This window comes from Micromonospora echinofusca (assembly GCF_900091445.1).
Lineage (GTDB): Bacteria > Actinomycetota > Actinomycetes > Mycobacteriales > Micromonosporaceae > Micromonospora > Micromonospora echinofusca.
This window is the reverse complement of record NZ_LT607733.1, coordinates 3,124,172-3,140,021: the sequence shown is the minus strand read 5'-3', so window position 1 is coordinate 3,140,021 and position 15,850 is coordinate 3,124,172. Positions and strand designations below refer to the sequence as shown.

Sequence of the window (15,850 nt, the reverse complement as noted above, 5' to 3'; positions counted from 1 at the left end):
TGTGCCGCGTCGCGCCGGCGGGCCGCGTCGTCGCCGTGGCGCGGTTTTCCCGGTAGGTTGCACGCCGTGGAGGAGATCGACCGCGCCATCATCGCCGCGCTGACCGCTGACGGTCGGCTGTCGTACACCGATCTGGCGGAGCGGGTGGGCCTGTCGGTCTCCGCCGTGCACCAGCGGGTGCGCCGCCTGGAGCAGCGCGGCGTCATCAAGGGGTACGCCGCCCGCGTCTCCTTCGAGGCCTTGGAGCTGCCGCTTACCGCGTTCGTGGCGATCCGACCGTTCGACCCGTCGCAGCCCGACGACGCGCCGGAGCGGCTGGCCCACCTGCCGGAGATCGACTCGTGCTACTCGGTGGCGGGGGAGGACTTCTACCTCCTGCTGGTGCGGGTGGCCAGCCCGGCGGACCTGGAGCGGCTGCTCCAGGAGATCCGTACGGCGGCGAACGTCACCACCCGTACGACGGTGGTGCTGTCGACGCCGTACGAGAACCGGCCGCCGAAGATCAGTGCCGAGTCCCACGTTCGGGTGCGTTCCCGGGCGTCGGGGGAACCGGCTGGTTCCACCGCAGGATGACCCGTCGGCCGTGCTCGTGGCCGAGCACGCTGACGGTGGCGGTGTCCAGCCGCAGCAGCCCGCCGGCCGAGGGCGGCAGGCCGACCCAGCGGGCGCCGAGCACGCGCAGGCTGTGGGCGTGCCCGACGAGGGCGACGGTGCCCCGGTCGAGCAGTGGGTGGACCCGGGCGAGCACCCGGTCGAGGCGTTCGCCGACCTGGTTGGGGGACTCCCCGCCGGGGCAGCCGTCGGTCCAGATGGACCAGTTCGGGTGGTCGTCGCTGATGTCGGCGGTGGTCCGCCCCTCGTACTCGCCGTAGTTCCATTCGGCCAGGTCGTCGAGGGTGCCGGTGACGGTGAGGCCGGCCAGCCGCGCGGTGTGCAGCGCCCGGGCGCGGGGACTGGTGAGGACCGCGGCGAAGCGTCGGCCGGCGAGGAACCGGCCGAGGATGCGGGCCTGCCGCTCGCCGTCGGGGGTGAGAGGGAGGTCGGTGTACGAGGTGTGCCTCCGGCTGGCGCTCCAGGTGGTCTCGCCGTGCCGGATCAGCAGAAGCTCTCCCATCCGTCCAGTCAACCAGACGACCGGCTCCCATCCTTCACCTAGTGTCCTAGGATGCCTTAGCGGGTGTGCGAGCCACCGCACAGACAGCAGAGGGGCGGATCAACGAAGACAGACGACACCGAGGAGGGAGTCCAGGCGGGCCGGACGTGGCGTGCCAGCGGGCCGGTGTACCACCAGGGGAGTGGTGGGCCCGGGGGACCCGGAAACGCGTCACCCCCGGGCCGGTGGTCGGCGCCGGGGGTGACGGTGTCGCGAGCGGGGTCAGTCGTTGCGGTGCTCGGCCCACCACTGCTGCCCGGTCTCGGGCAGGGTGTCGATCGGGTCGTAGTAGGCGTGGCGCTTGTTGAGCGCCTCGGCGTCGGCGGACTCGATGGAGGTGCGGTAGTTCTTCGTCCAGTACGAGATGCCGCGGTCGCGGTCGTACTCGGTGAGCATGTGCACCCAGCGCTTGCCGACGAAGGGGACGTCGCAGACGATGCGCGGCGTGGCGTAGCCGGGCAGGTAGCCCATGATGTCGTGCTGGAGCTGCTGGGCGTGCCAGACCGGCACCCGCCAGTGCTCGGCGTTGGGGATCATGTCGCACATGTAGAAGTAGTACGGCAGGATGCCCGCCTCGCCCTGGAGGGCGAAGCAGAGGTCGAGCAGGTCGGGGGCGGTGGCGTTGACGCCGCGCATGAGCACGCCCTGGTTGCGTACGTCGCGTACGCCCACGTCGAGGGCGGTCTGGGCGGCCCTGGCGACCAGCGGGGTGAGCGACTGGGCGTGGTTGACGTGGGTGTGGATGGCGAGGTTGACGCCTCGGCGGGCGGCGGTGCGGGCGACGCGTTCGAGGCCCTCGACGACGTCGGGCTGGAGCCAGTGCTGGGGCAGGCCCATGAGGGCCTTGGTGGCGAGCCGGATGTCGCGGATGGTTTCGATCTCCAGCAGCCGCATCAGGTAGGACTCGAGGTTCTTCCACGGCACGTTGGCGACGTCGCCACCGGAGACGACGACGTCACGGACGCCGGGGTGGGCCTTGAGGTAGCCGATGTGGGCGTCGTAGCGGTCGACGGGCTTGAGGGTCAGCTTGAGCTTGTCGACGGCGGGGGTGGAGTTGCCCACGAGGTCCATGCGGGTGCAGTGCCCGCAGTACTGGGGGCAGGTGGAGAGCAGCTCGGCGAGGACCTTGGTGGGGTAGCGGTGGGTGAGGCCCTCGGCGACCCACATGTCGTGTTCGTGCAGGGAGTCGCGGCTGGCGTACGGGTGGGAGGGCCAGTCGGTGCGCCGGTCGGAGGCGACGGGGATCATGTAGCGCCGGATGGGGTCGGCGAGGAACGCCTCGGTGGTCATCGGCGCGAACGGCACCATCGTGTTGATCATCTGTGGCGGCACCAGCATGGACATGGTGGCCAGGGCCTTCTGGTCGGCCTCGAGGTCGGCGTAGAAGGTCTCGTCGACCGTGTCGCCGAGGACGGTGCGCAGCTGCTTGATGTTCTTGACGCAGTTGACGCGCTGCCACTGTGCGTTCTCCCACTGCTCGCGGGTGATGTGGCGCCAGCCGGGGAAGCGGGTCCAGTCGGGCTCGACGAGGGGCGCGCGGCGGTATTCGTAGGGCTGTCCGGCGGTGGGTACCGCGACCGGCGCGGGGTGGGGCGGGGGCAGGGTCTCCACCGGTTGGGTCTGGGTCACGGCCCCTCCTCGATGTGGTGCGGGTTGATCAGCGATCCCGAAGGCTACTGGAAAATATTCGGTGAAGAAATTAGTCTGCCGGAAGTTTTCCCGCTACGCGAGCCCTGGCCGGGGCTTCGAGCGGCGTGACAGGGGGAGGTCGGCGTGACGTCACCGGTGGGTCTGCACCGCGTTGTCGAACCGGCGGGGGTGCTGCCGCAGGCCGCGTGGCGGCTGGACGCGAGTCCGGAGATCGCGCCGAACGAGGTGCGGATCCGGGTGGAGCGGTTGAACCTGGACGCGGCGAGCTTCCGGCAGTTGTGGGAGAAGCACGGCGGGGACGGCGACGCGGTGCGCGCCGAGGTGCTTGAGATCGTGTCCGCGCGGGGCAAGATGCAGAACCCGGTGACGGGGTCGGGCGGGATGCTGATCGGCACGGTGGAGGAGGCGGGGCGGCGTTCCCCGCTGGGGCTGCGGGTGGGGCAGCGGGTGGCGACCCTGGTGTCGCTGACGTTGACGCCGCTGACGATCCTCGACGGGTTGGCCCGCTGGGACGGGCGCAGCGAGCAGGTGCCGTGCGACGGGTACGCGATCCTGTTCGCCCGGTCGATCGCGGCGGTGCTGCCGGCGGACCTGGACCCGCAGCTGTCCCTGGCGGTGCTGGACGTGTGCGGGGCTCCGGCGCTGACGGCGCGGGTGGTGTCGCGGTACGTGGTGGAGCGGGAGCGGGCGGGGGACCCGACGCCGGTGCGGGTGGCGGTGATCGGTGGCGCGGGCAAGAGCGGGTCGCTGTCGCTGGCGGCGGCGCGGCGGGCGGGTGCCGCCCGTACGGTCGGGGTGGTGCCGGTGGTGGCGGAGCGGGACGCGCTGACGGCGGTGGGGCTGGCGGACGCGGTGGCGTTGGCCGACGCCCGGGATCCGGTGGCGCTGTCGACGGCGGTGACGACGGCGTTGGAGGCGCCGGCGGACGTGACGGTGGTGTGCGTGGACGTGCCGGGCTGTGAGCACGGGGCGGTGCTGGCGACGGCGGACGGCGGCACGGTGGTGTTCTTCTCGATGGCGACGAGTTTCGCGGCGGCGGCGTTGGGGGCGGAGGGCCTGGCGGCGGACGTGACGATGCTGGTCGGCAACGGTTACGTGCCGGGGCACGCGGAGTTCGCGCTCGGTCTGCTGCGGTCGGAGCCGGGGGTGCGGGCGTTGTTCGAGGCGCGACTCGCGGCAGACTGATGGTCATGACGAACCCCTCGACTCTGTACCGCGGCGGGACGCTGCACTGCCCGGCCGATCCGAGCGCGACGGCTCTGCTGGTGTCCGACGGCAGGATCTCCTGGCTGGGGGTGGACGCGGACGCGCCGTCCGCCGACCGGGTGGTGGATCTGGACGGGGCGTTGGTGACGCCGGCGTTCGTGGACGCGCACGTGCACGCCACGGACACGGGGTTGGCGTTGTCGGGGCTGGACCTATCGGGGGTGCGTTCGGCGGCGGAGCTGTTGGACGCGGTGGCGGGGTTCGCGGCGGGATTGCCGTCGGACGCGGTGGTGCTGGGGCACGGCTGGGACGAGTCGAGTTGGCCGGTGCCGGAGCTGCCGGACGCGGCGATGGTGGACCGGGCGGCCGGGGGGCGGCGGGTCTATCTGTCGCAGGCGTCGATCCATTCGGCGTTGGTGTCGGAGGCGTTGCTGGCGGCGTGTCCGCAGGTGGTGTTTGCGGTGGGGTACGACGCGTCGGGGTGGTTGCGGCGCGACGCGCACCACGTGGTGCGGGCGGCGGCGTTCGCGTCGGTGACGCGGGCGCAGCGGGTGGCGGCGCAGCGGGCGGCGTTGGGGCACGCGGCGTCGTTGGGTGTCGCGGCGGTGCACGAGTGCGGTGGTCCGGAGATCTCCGACGAGGAGGACTTCACGGGTCTGTTGGCGTTGTCGGGTGACGGCGTGGCGGAGGTGTACGGGTACTGGGGTGAGCTGGGTGGTGCGGCGCGGGCCCGGGAGTTGGGTGCGGTGGGTGCGGGTGGTGATCTGTTCGCCGACGGGGCGTTGGGGTCGCGTACGGCGCACGTGTCGCGGGACTACCTGGACGGTGACGGTGGGTGTGGTCACGGTTATCTGAGTGCGGAGCAGGTGCGGGATCATCTGTTGGACTGTGCGGCGCACGGTGTGCAGGGTGGTTTCCACGCGATCGGTGACGCGGCGATCTCGACGGTGTTGGAGGGGTTCGCGGGGGCGGCGGAGAAGCTGGGCACGGACCGGGTGCGGGCGGCGCGGCACCGCATCGAGCACGCGGAGATCATGAACAAGCGGTTGATCGCGGGGTTCGTGGAGTACGGGATCGTGGCGAGCATGCAGCCGGCGTTCGACCGGTTGTGGGGCGGTGCGGGTCGGATGTACGAGTCGCGGCTGGGGTTGGACCGGTCGTTGGAGTCGAATCCGATGGGTGCGATGCACGCGGTGGGGGTGGCGTTGGCGTTCGGGTCGGATTCGCCGGTGACGCCGTTGGATCCGTGGGGTTCGGTGCGGGCGGCGGTGTGGCATCACAGCCCGGCGCAGCGGATGAGTGTGCGGGCGGCGTTCGCGGCGCATACCCGTGGTGGGTGGCGGGCGGTGCGGCTGGACAACGAGGGTGTGTTGGCGTTGGGGGCGCCGGCGACGTTCGCGGTGTGGTCGACGCCGGCGGGGGTGGAGCGGGGTCTACCGGTGTTGTTGGCGGCGGATCCGGAGGCGCGTGGTCCGCAGGATCCGACGCCGCTGCCGGTGTGTCGGCGCACGGTGTTGCGTGGTGACGTGATCTTCGAGGAAGGGTCTTCGTGAGCGAGCGATCCATCGGTACGGCGTGTGGCGCCGTCGCGGGGCAGGGTGGGGTGACGGTGTGACGGGCAAGCTTGATCTGGATCCGCGGTTGGTGGCGCGGGCGCGGGAGTTGGCGCGCCGTGCGGGTCAGCCGGTGGTGGATCTGGCGCGTAGCCACACGACGGTGTCGGTGGAGCGGGCGGTGTTGCGGCTGGCCGGGGTTTCCGGTGCCGATCCGGACGGGATTCCGTGGGTGAACCGGCTCGTGGACGCGGTGGTCGCGGACGTGGGGTTGGGGCACGGGGTGGCGTTGCCGGTGTTCGACGCGTTGGCCCGGGAGCAGCTCGGTGACGTGACGTTGCTGGCGCAGAAGGCGGCGGCGGGGTCGGTGCGGTTCGAGGTGCCGACGGGGAAGGCCGCGACGGCGGCGCGGCGGGCGGCGCGGCGGGCGGTCGGTGCGGGGGTGCGGGCGATCGACCGGCGGCGGGCGGAGCGGGACCGGCTGGTGAAGCGGTTCGGGGATCCGAAGCAGCGGCCGTGGATCTATCTGATCGTGGCGACGGGGGACATCTACGAGGACATTCCGCAGGCGCAGGCGGCGGCGCGGGCGGGTGCGGACGTCATCGCGGTGATCCGGTCGACGGGGCAGTCGTTGTTGGACTACGTGCCGGAGGGTGCGACGCGGGAGGGGTTCGCGGGCACGTACGCGACGCAGGAGAACTTCCGGTTGATGCGGGCGGCGTTGGATGAGACGTCGCGGGAGTTGGGCCGCTACGTGCGGTTGACGAACTACGCGTCGGGTCTGTGCATGCCGGAGATGGCGACGTTGGCGGGCCTGGAGCGGCTCGACATGATGTTGAACGATTCGATGTACGGGATTCTGTTCCGGGACATCAATCCGATCCGTACGTTCGTGGACCAGCGGTTCTCGCGGCAGGTGCACGCGCGGGCGGGGATCGTCATCAACACCGGTGAGGACAACTACCTGACCACGGCGGACGCGGTGGACGAGGCGCACACGGTGACGGTGTCGCAGTTGCTCAACGAGTTCTTCGCGCACGAGGCGGGGTTGGCGGACTGGCAGTTGGGTCTGGGGCACGCGTTCGAGATCAACCCGGATGTGCCGGAGTCGTTCCGGCTGGAGTTGGCGCACGCGTTGTTGGCGCGGGAGTTGTTCCCGGACGCGCCGTTGAAGTGGATGCCGCCGACGAAGCACATGACGGGTGACGTGTTCCGGGGCAATCTGCTGGACGGGTTCTTCAACCTGGTGGGCACGATGACGGGGCAGGGGATCCTGCTGGTGGGGATGATGACCGAGGCGGTGGTGACGCCGTGGTTGTCGGACCGGGACATCGCGTTGCAGAACGTGCGGTATGTGCTGGGTGCGGCGGGTGGGTTGCACGAGGATTTCGTGCCGGCGCCGGGTGGGTTCATCCAGCAGCGGGCCAACCGGGTGCTCTCGGAGGCGGTCGAGTTGTTGGAGCGTATCGGTGAGCAGTCGTTGTTGACGGCGATCGCCGAGGGCACGTTCGGGATCATGAAGCGGCCGGCGGACCGGGGCAAGGGGTTGGCGGGGGTGGCCGCGCACGAGGCCGGCTACTTCAATCCGGCCACCGAGATCCTGGAAGGGGCGGGTGCGTGAGCGCCGTGGAGGCCGGCGGCGGGGCCGCCGGGAAGAAGGTCGTGCGGCCGTACGGGGACACCACGGGCGACGGCATGGTGCAGGTGTCGTTCACGTTGCCGGTGCCGCACGACAAGCGGGCCGAGGGCGCGGCGGTGCAGTTGGCGAACAAGATGGGCATCGATCCGGCGATGCTGGTGCACGCCAAGCCGATGAGTGAGGGTTTCACGTTCTTCGTGGTGTATGGGCGGGTGAACCATCTGGTGGACCTGTCGGCGGTGCAGGTGGTGGAGCGTGACTTTCCGCTGCTGAGCGCCAAGGAGGTCAACGCGGTGGTGAAGCGGCGGTTGCGGCGCAAGTTGTCGGTGGTGGGGGCGTGCATCGGTACGGACGCGCACACGGTCGGCATCGACGCGATCCTCAACGTCAAGGGCATCGCCGGTGAGAAGGGTCTGGAGTACTACCGGGAGTTGAAGGTCACCAACCTGGGGGCGCAGGTGAGTGTGCCGGAGTTGGTGGAGGCGGCCCGGGTGGAGCGGGCGGATGCGGTGCTGGTGTCGCAGGTGGTGACGCAGCGGGATGCGCATCTGCACAACACGCGGGAGATGTCGGCGGCGTTCCGGGAGGCGATGCCGGCGGGGCGTCGGCCGCTGCTGATCGTGGGTGGGCCGCGGTTCGACGAGACGATGGCCGGTGAGTTGGGCGTGGATCGGATCTTCGGCCGGGGGACGACTCCGGGTGAGGTGGCGAGTTTCCTGGTGCACGCGTTGATCGAGAAGAAGGCGAAGGCATGAGTGATTCCCGGGTGGGTCTGACGGTGGTGCACCGGCGGTATGTGCCGTATTCGCACGCCCACTACGCGGGCGACCTGGTCGACGGGGCGTACGCGTTGGGGTTGTTCGGGGACGTGGCCACGGAGGTGTGTATCCGCACCGATGGTGACGAGGGGTTGTTCGCGTCGTACTCGGATGTGCAGTTCCGGGCGCCGATGAAGGCGGGGGACGTGTTGGAGGTGACGGCGACGGTGACCCGGGTGGGTACGCGTAGCCGCACGATCGACTTCGAGGCGCGAGTGGTGTGTCGGGGGCGTCCGGATCGGGGTGAGTCGGCGGCGGAGGTGCTCGACGAGCCGGTCGTGGCGGTCACGGCGACCGGCACGGTGGTCGTTCCGCCCGCGGCGTGAGGTACGCGGTCTGCGCCGACGTCGGGTCCACGTACACGAAGGTGGCGGTGGTGGACCTTGACGTCGGCGCGTTGGTGGGTGCGTCGTCGGCGCCGACGACGGTGGGTACGGACGTGCTGCACGGCCTGGACGCGGCGGTCGGGGCGGCCCGCGCCGGGTTGCCTGGTGTGCGGGATGCGCCGTGGTACGTGTGTTCGTCGGCCGGTGGTGGGCTGCGGTTGGCGGTCATCGGATACGAGCGGCTGGTGACGGCGCAGGCGGGCCGGCGGGTGGGCCTGTCGGCGGGCGCGAACGTGGTGCACGTGGCGGCGGGTCGGCTCGGCGCGGCGGACCTGGCCGGGTTGCGGGCGGCCCGCCCGGACGTGGTGCTGCTGGTGGGTGGCACCGACGGCGGGGACGCCGAGACGTTGACGCACAACGCGACGCGGCTGGCGCGGGCCCGCTGGCGGGTGCCGGTGGTCCTTGCGGGCAACGTCGACGTCCGCGAGGAGCTGCACGCGGTGCTGGCGGCGGCGGGGGTGCCGGTGACGGTGGCCGACAACGTGCTGCCGCGCATCGGGGTGTTGGCGCCGGCGGGGGCGCGGGCGGCCATCCGGGAGGTGTTCCTGCGGCACGTGATCGGCGGGAAGCGGTTGTCGCGGGGGTCGCGGTTCGCGCGGCTGGTGCGCGCGGCCACCCCCGACGCGGTGTTGACCGGGGTGGAGGTGCTGGCCGACGCGCTGGGTGGTGATCTGGTGGTGGTGGACGTGGGGGGCGCCACCACGGACGTGTACTCGGTGTTGACGCCGGACGAGCGGGCGACGGGGCCGGGGCGGGAGGTGGCGGGGTCGCTGTGGCGGGCCCGTACGGTCGAGGGCGATCTGGGTATGCGGTGGAGCGCGCCGGGGGTGGTGCGGGCGGCGGCGGAGGAGCGGTTGCTCACCGACGCGGAGCGCGACGCGCTGGCGGCGGGGGCGGCGGCGCGGGCCGCCGATCCGGGTTTCCTGCCCGCAGGGGAGGCGGACCGTGCGGTGGACGCCCGGATCGCGGCGTTGGCGGCGACGGTGGCGTTGCGGCGGCACGCGCGGGGTGCCGCGACGGGTGAGCGGGCCGGGCGGGACCTGCGCGACGTGCGGCTGCTGGTGGGCTCGGGTGGGGTGTTGCGGCATGCCGCGCCGGTGGACGCGGCGGGGGTGCTGGGTGCGGTGCTGACGGATCATGCCGGCGGGTGGGCGTTGCCGCGGGCGGCCCGGCCGGTGGTCGACGTCGACTACGTGCTGGCCGCCGGTGGGCTGCTGGCGGCGGAGCATCCGGTGGCGGCGGTGGCGTTGCTGCGGCGGCACCTGGGCACGGATTGAGACTCGCCGACGCGACACGCCGTGGTACATCACACGACAGGCCCGGGTGGGTTGACAGCGGCGGGGGTGTACGCCGTACCGTCTTTGAGTCCTACTACGGGAAGCGGCTGTTGTTCGCTTCGTCCCTTCGTCCGCTGGCCGAGCGACATGTGAGCAGTGCGTCGCGGCGGCCAGGTCCAGCGGGCGGGGGTCGGCGGGGCGGCGCGAACCGGCCGCGGTTACCGGTGTACGGGCAGGGTGAGGTGCACGGCCAGTAGACAACGGCCAGGCGGGGGCAGCCAGTCCGCGTCGGGTCGGTCCGAAGGTCGGCGCAGCTCATTCTCGCCCCACCGGCCGGGAAGGGCCTGGGAGCATCGGGGCGCGGCGCGAGCCGCGCCCCGATTTGTGTCCGGTGTCCGTTGGCGGCGGGGGCAGAGCGGCCGGGTGGGCGTGGCGGGGCGGCGGCGGTACGGGCGGGTAGCCTTCGGCGCGTGATCGTGGGGAATCGACCGGCGGCGACCGGGGACGACGACCGGCCTGCCGGGCGGGCGGAGGCGTTGCCGTTGCGGGTGGCCGCGCCGATGGCGGTGGCGGCGGGTCTGGCGTTGCTGGGGGCGTTTCCGCCGTACGGGCTGTGGCCGCTGGCGCCGCTGGGGGTGGCGTTGCTGGCGGCGGCGACGCACCGCCGTCGGCTGCGCGCCGGGGCGGGGCTGGGTTTCCTGACCGGGGTGGCGTTGTTCGCGCCGCTGTTGAGCTGGACGAACCTGCACACCGGCTACCTGCCGTGGGTGCTCTTGTCGCTGTTGCAGGCCGGTTACCTGGCGTTGCTGGGCGCGGCGGGCGCGTACGTGTCGCCGCTGGTGGACCGGCTGCGGTGGAGCTGGCCGGCGGTGACCGGGGTGTTGTGGGTGGGGCAGGAGGCGCTGCGTGACCGTACGCCGTTCGGCGGGTTCCCGTGGGGGCGGCTGGCGTTCAGTCAGGGTGACTCGCCGCTGCTGCGGCTGGCCGCGTGGGGTGGGGCGCCGCTGGTGACGTTCGCGGTGGCGTTGACCGGTGGGCTGCTGGTGGCGGCGCTGTGGCGGCCGTGGGGCGGGCGGCGGCGCTGGTGGGTGCCGGTGGCCGGGTTGAGCGCGGGGGCGGTCGCGGTGCCCGTGGTGGGGCTGCTGGTGCCGGTGGCCGCCGTGGGGGGCGGCGACGCGGTGACGGTGGCGATCGTGCAGGGCAACGTGCCGCGTCTCGGCCTGGACTTCAACGCGCAGCGGCAGGCGGTGCTGAACAACCACGTCGACGCCACGATCGAGCTGGCCGGGCAGGTGGCCGTCGGCGTGCGGCCCCGCCCCGACCTGGTGGTGTGGCCGGAGAACTCCAGCGACATCGACCCGCTGCGCGACACCGATGCCGGGGCGCGCATCTCGCAGGCCGCCGACGCGGTCGGTGCCCCGGTCCTGGTGGGTGCGGTGCTGCGTGGCCCGGGCGACGGTCAGGTCCGTAACGCGGGCATCCTGTGGCGGCCCGGCAGTGGCCCGGATCTGGCGCAGCTGTACACCAAGCGGCATCCGGTGCCGTTCGCCGAGTACGTGCCGATGCGTGATCTGGCCCGGATGGTCAGCAAGCAGGTCGACCGGGTGCGCGCCGATTTCGTGCCGGGCAGCGAGCCGGGGGTGCTGGACAGCGGGGCGGCGGTGCTCGGCGACGTGATCTGTTTCGAGGTCGCCTACGACGAGGTGGTGCGTGACACGGTGACCGGTGGGGCGCAGTTGCTGGTGGTGCAGACCAACAACGCCACGTTCGACGTGGCCGAGGCGCGTCAGCAGTTGGCCATGGTGCGGTTGCGGGCGGTGGAGCACGGGCGGCCGGCGTTGATGGCCTCGACGGTCGGGGTGTCCGGGTTCGTTGCCCCGGACGGGCGGGTAAGCGACGCCACCGGGTTCAACACCCGAGCGGTCGTGGTGCGGCAGCTGCGGCTGGACGACGGGCGCACCCTGGCCACGCGGGTCGGGCTGTGGCCGGAGGTGGCGTTGGCCGCCCTGGCCGTGGCGGCCCTGGCGGGCGCGGTCGTGCTGCGCCGCCGGCACCACGGCGGCTGACACCAGCCGGTACGCCGGCGGAGGGGAAGCACGGTGGGCGAGACGACCGGTACCCGGGCGGACACCGGTCAGCCGGGGGTGGGTCGGGTGCTCGTGGTGATCCCGACCTACAACGAGGCCGACAACGTGGCGCGGATCGTGGCGCGGGTGCGTCGTGCCGCGCCGGCGGTGGAGATCCTGGTCGCCGACGACAACAGCCCGGACGGTACCGGCGCGGTCGCCGACGCCCTGGCGGGCGCCGACGGCCGGGTGCACGTGCTGCACCGCGAGGGCAAGCAGGGCCTGGGGGCGGCCTACCTGGCGGGGTTCGCGTGGGCCCGCGAGCGTGGCTTCGACGCGGTGGTGGAGATGGACGCCGACGGTTCGCACGCCCCCGAGGATCTGCCCGCGCTGCTGGCGGCGGCCCGCGACGCCGACGTGGTGATCGGTTCGCGGTGGACCGCCGGGGCGCGGGTGGTGAACTGGCCGCTGCGGCGGCTGCTGTTGTCGCGGTGCGGCAACCTGTACGCGCGGCTGGCGTTGGGCATGCCGTTGTCCGACGCGACGGGCGGCTACCGGGTGTACCGGCTGGCGGCCCTGGACGCCATCGACCTGGAGTCGGTCTGTTCGCAGGGCTACTCGTTCCAGGTGGAGCTGTCGCGGTTGGCGCACCGTTCGGGGGCGCGCATCGTGGAGGTGCCGATCACGTTCGCCGAGCGGGAACGCGGCAGCAGCAAGATGAGTCCGCTGATCGTGGTGGAGGCGCTGTGGCGGATCACGACGTGGGCGGTGCAGGACCGGCGGGTGGCGTTGCGGCGGGGCCTGCACGGCACCCGCACCGGTCAGGTCCGGTGGCCCTGAGCGGCCGCGTGTCATGCTGGACGGGGCGCCGGTGCCCGCGCGGGTGACCCGCGTCGGTGCGCCGCGGATGGTGAGTGGGGTGAGATGCGCCGAGGACTGAGGTTTGTGCCGTTGGCCCTGTTGGCGGCGGTGTTGCTGGAGCTGGTGGTGTTCGTCGCGGTGGGACGGGCGATCGGGTTCGGTTCGACGCTGCTGGCGGTGTTCGCGGCGTCGCTGCTCGGGCTGGTGCTGCTGCGCCGCGAGGGGATGCGGGCCTGGCGGGGCTTCAAGGCGTCCGCGCAGGCCGGGCAGCCGCCGGGCCGGCAGGTCACCGACGGTCTCGTCGGGCTGCTCGGTGCGCTGCTGCTGGCGTTGCCGGGCCTGCTCAGCGGCGTGGTGGGAGTGTTGTTGCTGGTGCCGCCGGTGCGCCGGTTGGCGCGCGGCGGGGTGCAGCGGGCGGCGGAGCGGCGGGTGTCGTCGATGGTGGCCGGTGACCTGTTCGGGCCGCGGCGGGTGCGGGTGCGTCGGGGCGCGGCCGCGCCGGCGGAGCCGCAGCCGGCCGAGCCGACCGTCGTCGTCGTCGACGGGGGTCGGGCCATCGAGGGTGAGATCGTGGAGCCCGGCCGTAACTGAGTCGCACACGACGGCGCCCCGGAAGCATCGCTTCCGGGGCGCCGTCGTGTGCGGTGTGGCTCAGGCGCGGCCGCGGCGGGTGCGGACCTCCTGCAGCCGCTCGGCGAGGATGTCCTCCAGTTCGGCGATGGAGCGCCGCTCCAGCAGCATGTCCCAGTGGGTGCGCGGCGGCTTGGCCTTCTTCTGCTCCGGCTCATTGCCGTCGACTAGCCGGGCCACGCTGCCGTCGAACTTGCATTCCCAGGTCGTGGGGACCTCGGCGTCGACGGCGAACGGAACCTCGAACTGGTGGCCCTTGGCGCAGAGGTACTCGCGGGTCTGACGCGGCGCGAGCTCCGTGTTGCGGTCGGATTCGTAGCTGACCGCGCCCAGACGGCTGCCACGCAGCATACGCTCGCCCATGATCGACTTCCCCTCGTTCGTGGTGCTGGTCTACTCGGTGTAACGGTCCGTTCCCGCCGGGCCATTCCCGCCCGGATGCCCGGGCGGGCCTGCACAAGGGTAGCGGGCCATGCCAGCTGCCCGGCGGGATCGTCCCGCGCCGGGTCGGGTCCTGCGGTGTCTCCGCGGTGCCAACGGCGATGGTAGCCGTCCCGCGTCGGCGCAGCTCGCGCTGGCCGGTGACGCGCCGGCCAGCACCGGCGCTGCGTGCTCCTGCCGACGGCGACACCAGGTGCGCGGGGGCGATTCAGCTCGCCGGGGTCGGTGGCAGGGGCAGCGGCAGGCCCGGCAGGCCGTCGATGCTGTGCGCCACGTGGTCCTTGCCGGCGAAGTAGTCGCTCAGCGACGCGTCGTCCTCCCGGGCGAAGCGCCGGCCGTGCAGGTCGCGGTCGGCGTCGTAGGACATGAACGGCACCGCGTAGCCGCAGGTGTCGCGGATCAGTTCGGCGCGTACGACGATGATCGCCCGCAGGCCGTGCACGGTGGGGTCGATGTCGGGGAAGTGGCCCGTCAGCTCCCGCCAGCGGGCGTCGTCGCGGAACACGGGCTCCCCGCGCCCGTGCACCCGCACGATGTTCGGCGGGCCCTCGAAGGCGCACCACATGAGGGTGATCCGGCCGTTCTCCCGCAGGTGTGCGATCGTTTCGGCGTTGCTGCCCGCGAAGTCCAGGTAGGCCACCGTGTGCGCGTCGAGCACCGCCCACGAGCCGCGCAGCCCTTTCGGCGACAGGTTGATGGTGCCGTCGGCCGACAGCGGGGCCGTGGCGGTGAAGAACAGCGGCTGCTGCTCGATGAAGGTGCGCAGGCGGCCCTCGATGCGCTCATGTGTCTTTCCCACCCCGGCATCATGACCCGCCGACGTCCCGCCCGGCTGCCCCGGGCGGCGCGGTGCTCAGCGTGTGGACGCGGCGACGCGCTCGGCCCGGGAGAGGCACCGAACCGAGATCAAGAAATCAAGGTCAACACCGGGTCGACGTCGACACCGGGCAGACCCCGTGCCGGTGCGGGGCGTGCGCCTCACTCACGGCGCCTGCCGGGCGGGGCCGGGGGCGCCGAGGTTGGCCAGGGCGGCGGCGAGGTGGCTGACCTGGTCGGCGAGCTGGGCGGCGCGCCGCTGCGCCTCGTCGCGGTCGGTCTCGGCGGCGCGTAGCCGTACGGCCAGGTCGGCGGCGTGGCCCTCGGCGGCGCTCGCAACCTCGCGTGCGGCGGCCAACTCGGCGCGCAGCGTGTCGCGGTGCCCGGCGAGGTCGGCCACCTGCGCGCGGGCCTGCTCGGCGGTCGCCTCGGCGCGCTGCCGGGCGGCCTCGGCGTCGCGGCTGGTCGCCTCGGCGCGCTGCCGGGCCGTGTCGGCCTCGGCGGCGGCCGTGCGGGCGACGTCAGTCTCGGCGCGGGCCTGCTCGGCGCGCTCGCGGGCCTGTTCGGCTTCGGCGTGCAGGCGCTGCGCGCGGTCGAGGGCCTCCGTGGCGGCGCGGGTCGCCCGGTCGGCGTCGGCGCGGGCGGCGTCGCGCTCGCCGGTCACTTCGGTGACGCGGCGGCGCTCGGCGTCGACGTCGACGCGCAGCGCACGCAGCTCGTGGCGGGCCGTGTCGCGGTCGCGTTCGGCCTGGGTGCGCAGGGCCTCCGCGGCGCTGGCCTGCCGGCGGGCCTCGTCGCGGGCGGCCTCGGCCCGGTCGGCGCGGGCGATCGCCGCCGAGGCCCGCTCGGCGGCGGAGCGGGCCTCGGTGTGGGCGGCGTCGCGTTCGGCGGTGGCGGAGCGGGCCTGCTCGCGGGCCAGGACGGCGGCCGCGGCGGCGTCTTCGGCGTCGCGGCGGGCCTCGTCGCGCTCGGTCTGTGCCGCCGCGACCTGCGTGGCCGCGTCGGCGCGGGCCTGGGCGAGCTGGCGTTCCACCCCGACCGGGGACAGCTCGGCGTGCAGGGCGTCGACGAGGGTCTCCGCCACCTGCTCCAGCCGGTCCACCGCCTCCCAGGTGCGGGCCACCTGACCGGGCAGGCCGGGGGCGTTGCGGTGCCGCATCCGGCTGTTGCGGGAGGCCCGCTGGCAGGCGCCGTCGTTGTCGCGGCAGTAGCGGAACGGCCGGCCGGCGCCGACACGCTGCGGCACCTGGCGTCCGCAGTGGGCGCAGGGGCGGGTCTCAACGGAGGTGGGCTCGGCGTCCATCGAGGGCGCAGTCTACTGCCGGCCCCGCCGGTCCCCGCCGCAGCGCCCGAC

The 15,850-nt window shown here is 73.0% G+C and carries 14 protein-coding genes and 1 pseudogene; 10 read left to right on the top strand and 5 right to left on the bottom strand.

Annotated elements, in window-relative coordinates; translation table 11 throughout:
- The first annotated feature begins 66 nt into the window (after nucleotides 1-66).
- Nucleotides 67-573 carry an Lrp/AsnC family transcriptional regulator gene (locus GA0070610_RS13785; protein WP_089000413.1) on the top strand — a complete coding sequence of 169 codons (507 nt, stop codon included), beginning with the start codon at nucleotides 67-69 and terminating at the stop codon, nucleotides 571-573.
- Here the strand turns inward: GA0070610_RS13785 and GA0070610_RS13780 are convergent.
- Both GA0070610_RS13780 and GA0070610_RS13775 read right to left on the bottom strand, forming a co-directional pair.
- Entirely contained in the window at nucleotides 503-1,114 is a 612-nt protein-coding gene (locus GA0070610_RS13780; RefSeq protein ID WP_089000412.1) for a histidine phosphatase family protein, read from the bottom strand. The two genes, GA0070610_RS13785 and GA0070610_RS13780, sit on opposite strands and share 71 nt — an antisense overlap.
- Nucleotides 1,115-1,375: 261 nt before the next feature.
- Nucleotides 1,376-2,782 carry a KamA family radical SAM protein gene (locus GA0070610_RS13775; protein ID WP_089000411.1) on the bottom strand — a complete coding sequence of 469 codons (1,407 nt, stop codon included), beginning with the start codon at nucleotides 2,780-2,782 and terminating at the stop codon, nucleotides 1,376-1,378.
- A gap of 144 nt (nucleotides 2,783-2,926) precedes the next feature.
- Here GA0070610_RS13775 and kdd point away from each other — a divergent pair, with 144 nt between their 5' ends.
- The 9 genes and pseudogenes from kdd to GA0070610_RS13730 all read left to right on the top strand — a co-directional run bounded on the left by kdd (nucleotide 2,927) and on the right by GA0070610_RS13730 (nucleotide 13,200).
- Nucleotides 2,927-3,988 (top strand): L-erythro-3,5-diaminohexanoate dehydrogenase, encoded by a 1,062-nt coding sequence (kdd, locus tag GA0070610_RS13770; RefSeq protein WP_089000410.1) that lies wholly within the window; start codon nucleotides 2,927-2,929, stop codon nucleotides 3,986-3,988.
- A gap of 5 nt (nucleotides 3,989-3,993) precedes the next feature.
- Nucleotides 3,994-5,562 carry an amidohydrolase gene (locus GA0070610_RS13765; protein ID WP_089003484.1) on the top strand — a complete coding sequence of 523 codons (1,569 nt, stop codon included), beginning with the start codon at nucleotides 3,994-3,996 and terminating at the stop codon, nucleotides 5,560-5,562.
- Between the two features lie 58 nt (nucleotides 5,563-5,620).
- Nucleotides 5,621-7,183: a lysine 5,6-aminomutase subunit alpha gene (gene kamD / locus GA0070610_RS13760; RefSeq protein WP_089000409.1), complete on the top strand. Its 1,563-nt coding sequence runs from the start codon at nucleotides 5,621-5,623 to the stop codon at nucleotides 7,181-7,183.
- Between the two features lie 5 nt (nucleotides 7,184-7,188).
- Entirely contained in the window at nucleotides 7,189-7,956 is a 768-nt protein-coding gene (kamE, locus tag GA0070610_RS13755; RefSeq protein ID WP_392567323.1) for a lysine 5,6-aminomutase subunit beta, read from the top strand.
- Nucleotides 7,953-8,345: a 3-aminobutyryl-CoA ammonia lyase gene (gene kal / locus GA0070610_RS13750; RefSeq protein WP_089000407.1), complete on the top strand. Its 393-nt coding sequence runs from the start codon at nucleotides 7,953-7,955 to the stop codon at nucleotides 8,343-8,345. Before kamE ends, kal begins: the two co-directional genes overlap by 4 nt.
- Nucleotides 8,342-9,682 carry a glutamate mutase L gene (locus GA0070610_RS13745; protein WP_089000406.1) on the top strand — a complete coding sequence of 447 codons (1,341 nt, stop codon included), beginning with the start codon at nucleotides 8,342-8,344 and terminating at the stop codon, nucleotides 9,680-9,682. The genes kal and GA0070610_RS13745 overlap by 4 nt, the downstream gene beginning before the upstream one ends.
- A 398-nt stretch (nucleotides 9,683-10,080) precedes the next feature.
- Nucleotides 10,081-11,786, top strand: a pseudogene (gene lnt / locus GA0070610_RS13740) (apolipoprotein N-acyltransferase); the annotation flags it as partial.
- The gene (locus GA0070610_RS13735; RefSeq protein WP_089000404.1) at nucleotides 11,782-12,588 is read left to right on the top strand and encodes a polyprenol monophosphomannose synthase; all 807 of its coding nucleotides are present in this window, start codon (nucleotides 11,782-11,784) and stop codon (nucleotides 12,586-12,588) included. The pseudogene lnt and the gene GA0070610_RS13735, both read left to right, overlap by 5 nt.
- An 84-nt stretch (nucleotides 12,589-12,672) precedes the next feature.
- Nucleotides 12,673-13,200, top strand: coding sequence for an FxsA family protein (locus GA0070610_RS13730; RefSeq protein ID WP_089000403.1), 528 nt, complete (start codon nucleotides 12,673-12,675; stop codon nucleotides 13,198-13,200).
- 60 nt (nucleotides 13,201-13,260) lie between these two features.
- Here GA0070610_RS13730 and GA0070610_RS13725 read toward each other — a convergent pair whose 3' ends face one another.
- The 3 genes from GA0070610_RS13725 to GA0070610_RS13715 all read right to left on the bottom strand — a co-directional run bounded on the left by GA0070610_RS13725 (nucleotide 13,261) and on the right by GA0070610_RS13715 (nucleotide 15,799).
- The gene (locus GA0070610_RS13725) at nucleotides 13,261-13,602 is read right to left on the bottom strand and encodes an RNA polymerase-binding protein RbpA (protein ID WP_007460094.1); all 342 of its coding nucleotides are present in this window, start codon (nucleotides 13,600-13,602) and stop codon (nucleotides 13,261-13,263) included.
- A gap of 286 nt (nucleotides 13,603-13,888) precedes the next feature.
- Nucleotides 13,889-14,479: a pyridoxamine 5'-phosphate oxidase family protein gene (locus tag GA0070610_RS13720; RefSeq protein WP_089000402.1), complete on the bottom strand. Its 591-nt coding sequence runs from the start codon at nucleotides 14,477-14,479 to the stop codon at nucleotides 13,889-13,891.
- Between the two features lie 183 nt (nucleotides 14,480-14,662).
- Entirely contained in the window at nucleotides 14,663-15,799 is a 1,137-nt protein-coding gene (locus tag GA0070610_RS13715; RefSeq protein WP_089000401.1) for a coiled-coil domain-containing protein, read from the bottom strand.
- Nucleotides 15,800-15,850 lie beyond the last annotated feature (51 nt).